The organism is Bradyrhizobium sp. (assembly GCF_017881085.1).
Taxonomy (GTDB): domain Bacteria; phylum Pseudomonadota; class Alphaproteobacteria; order Rhizobiales; family Xanthobacteraceae; genus Bradyrhizobium.
Genome location: NZ_JADGRI010000446.1, coordinates 1 through 3,391 on the forward strand (window position 1 = coordinate 1; position 3,391 = coordinate 3,391).

Below are 3,391 nucleotides of genomic sequence, written 5' to 3' on the forward strand. Positions count from 1 at the left end.
CCGCCCGAGTTGATGACGGAGGCGATGGCCTGCACTGTGGCGTCGTCGGCCGCGTCGGGCGGCGCAATCTGCGGCACCGGTTCGGCGATCCCGCCCGCGCCCCAAGAGACATCGGCCGGCAGGATCAAGGTGGCCACCTGACCTGGCAGTCCTTTGGCAGCCCTTATCGCGTCTACTGCGTCACGGCACAGCTCAGCCGTGCTCCGGGACGTACGTACGAAGCCCGGCGAGACATTTCGCGCCACAGTCTCGATGTCGGATTGCAGCTGCGCATCGTATTGCACGTGATAGGTGGCGTGGTCGCCCACGATATTGACGACGGGGACCTTGCCCCTGCGGGCGTTGTGAAGGTTCGCTAGACCATTGCCGAGGCCGCAGCCCAGGTGCAGGAGTGTGGCGGCGGGTTTGTTTGCCATGCGTGCGTAGCCGTCGGCCGCGCCCGTGGCCACCCCTTCGAACAAGCACAGCACGGCGCGCATTCCGGGCTCCGAATCCAGCGCCGCGACGAAGTGCATTTCCGAGGTGCCGGGGTTGGTGAAGCAGACCTCGATCCCGGCGTTCACCAGGGTCCGCATTAGGGCTTGGGCGCCGTTCATAATGATTGCCTCAATATTAAACGTTGGGTTGTCAGCGATCAGCTTTTCGTTGTGGACGCCCGGAATGCCGAACGTATGGTGGCAAGCCAATCTTCTCCATCGCATAACGGCCAGCCACGCACCAATACCTTCATTTTAGTTTCCTCGTTGCTGTCGTTACCGCGGCCTCATCGGCCGATTGCACGGGCGGCGCGGCGTGCGCTGTAGATGCATCCTCCGAGGAACGTGCCTTCGAGGGCGCGCAAGCCGTTCATGCCGCCGCCGCCGAATCCCGCCGCCTCTCCGATCGCATAGAGGCCGGCGATCGGCGCTCCGCCGCCATCGACCACGCGAGCGGACAGATCGCTGCGAATGCCGCCGAGACTTTTGCGGCTCACGATAAACAGGCGAATGGCCATCAACGGCCCGGTTCCGGGTTCGATAATCTTCTGGAAGTTGGCAATGCGCAGGCGATCTCCCTTCCAGCGGCGCAGATGGGCGATACGACGCAGCTGCTCGTCATTGTACAAAGCGGGCCCGCGGTCGATCTCGGAATCGTAAGAGGCTACACTCGCGCGGACGGCAGCTTCGTCGACGGCGTTGTCGCCCTGCAGGGCGTTCATTTTGGCGACGAGTTCAGGTAGCGTTTCCGCGACGACAACATCGGCGCAGTTTTTCGTCATCTGGTCGTAGAGCCAACGGTTGCCGAAGAGGGTGTCGACCACAAATCCGCGCACGTTGCGTTCCCGGACATTCGGGTTGAATTCGGCGCCGGATATTGCGAGTTCCTTGAGTGCGATCTTGCGGCTTAAAACTTGCCACGAATAGCCGCGCTCCTCGGCGCAGATCCGCCCGACCAGATCGCGCGTATCGAAGCCGCCTACTAGCGGCATCGGGCCGAACCGTTCGCCGCGCCAGTTGAGCCACAGCGCCGAACGCGACGGCACCAACGATAGCCCGTGATCGGGCTTACGCGGCCGCCAGTGGTGTACGCCAGCGGCATAGTTCCACATCCGGTCGAGATGGGTCAGTTGTCCGCCGTGAGCTGCGGCCACGTCGTGCATCAGACCGTCTGAAAACTGATGCGAACCATTGAGAATGGTTTGCGGTGGTCGATCCCAATCGGGATGCCAGTTCGCCTTGACGCGGGCGATGTCGCCGTTGATGCCGCCCGAGGCGATAATGGTCGACTCGGCCTCCACCGTGAAGGCCGCGTGACCGACCTCAGTCGTGCCGCTGACCCCGGTGATGCGCCCAGCCGCAACCTCCAGTCGCTCGACGCGGTGATCGAACAACAGTTCCAATTTTCCGGCGTCAGAATGGCCGCGCAGCACTTCGATCAACCGTGTCGCCAGGCGATGGCCGGTGCCCCACACGATATGCCAGCGCGGAACCGCGTTGCCGTTGCCGTACAGCCCGCGCTCGACCCACAATGGCATCGGCAGAAAGCCAATGCCATTGCCCTTCAGGAAGTCGTAAACGTCGCGCCTGCAATCGGCCACATAGGCTTCGGCCCATCGACGGGGATGGTCGTTAACGCCGCCATCAGTTCCGAACTCTCCGAAAGATAGCCAGTTCTGCAAGGCGAGTTCGGGACTGTCCTTGATGCCAAACCGGCGCTGCTCTGGGGTATCGACGAGCCAGATACCGCCGAAGCTCTCCTTGGCCAGCCCGCCGAAATTGGCCTCGCTGTCGCGGTCCACGATGAGCACGCGCTTACCCAGCCTAAGAAGATCGAAGGCCGAAACGATTCCCGCGATACCGCCGCCGACAATGACCACGTCAGCTTTGTAGCGCCCCATGTTAGCCCTCAGTGGTCGCTCCAGCGCCAAACGTTGCCCTGCGGCTGAACCTCGCCTCGTGAGCGAGAAGGAACTCGAATAGTTCGACCTCAAGCCCTTCCACGCAAAGGGGGCACCATATTTGAGGTATTTTCAGACTCCGTAGACCGGTCCTGGTTACCTTCCCGGGCGGTTGCCACCACGTGAGTTTGGTGTAGCCGATCCTTGCTCTGAGCTCTAGCGTAGCGCGCTCGCGATAGGAGTCGGGGTGCAGCTTAGAGGGAAGACCGGCCCCTAACAGAAGCCCGAACGACCCGCCCTCGGAGTCGTTCGGCAATTGCTTTCATATTAAGTAGTCCACAGATCGCGGATCACATTGATCTTGCGCAATTGGCCTGATCGACCACGAGGGCGAGCTTCCGCATCCGGCAGGGGATCGGGTGCAGCAGAGCAGGGGGCCTCCGCCACCCCGCCCTCCGCGTCGCTCCATCGCGAGCGTATCCATTTATACTCGTGACCGACGCCTTTTGGCGCAAAGTGGCCGTAGAGCGGGGGGGGCGGCCGGACATTTTCGACAGAAATCCAACCAAAATTTGGCGATTGCCGTCGCAAATAAGGTGGTCCAAAATGGTGACCACAAAACAAAAGCCGGCCCGTCGACGAAGCCTTATTAGATGCGGACCTTGGGACTTTATATCTCCAGTCCGCGCTCGGCCGAAGAAATCGACCGTCGGTTTTCGGAGCCGGGTCTTCTGGTCGTCAATCCTGAACGCAAAGTTCAAATCATCGATATCTCCAATGCCCCGTTTGCGCGCCCCGATCTTGAGGGCATCATGGAAGCCGTGAAATTCATTCAAGAAAAGCAGTATCCCATCCGGGGGACCCTCGCGTGACCGAAGCTCAACGGAAGGGAATAGGCCTCGAAGGCGTGAAAGCATGCGTCTTCGACGCGTACGGAACGCTGTTTGACTTCGCCACGGCGGCGCGAAAACATTCGGGGTCATTGGGCGACAAAGCTGATAAATTGACCGCGCT

General features: G+C 61.2%; 3 protein-coding genes. 1 reads left to right on the top strand and 2 read right to left on the bottom strand.

Going from position 1 to position 3,391, the window contains the following annotated elements:
* Positions 1-599 (bottom strand): thiamine pyrophosphate-binding protein (locus tag QZ213_RS26315; protein ID WP_291688987.1); only part of this gene is annotated, 599 nt, incomplete at its 3' end.
* A gap of 164 nt (positions 600-763) precedes the next feature.
* On the bottom strand, positions 764-2,407 hold the full coding sequence (locus QZ213_RS26320) for an FAD-binding dehydrogenase (RefSeq protein ID WP_291688985.1): 1,644 nt from the start codon (positions 2,405-2,407) through the stop codon (positions 764-766).
* 632 nt (positions 2,408-3,039) lie between these two features.
* Between QZ213_RS26320 and QZ213_RS26325 the strand changes: the two genes are divergently transcribed.
* The gene (locus QZ213_RS26325; protein ID WP_291688986.1) at positions 3,040-3,249 is read left to right on the top strand and encodes a hypothetical protein; all 210 of its coding nucleotides are present in this window, start codon (positions 3,040-3,042) and stop codon (positions 3,247-3,249) included.
* Positions 3,250-3,391: the final 142 nt, after the last annotated feature.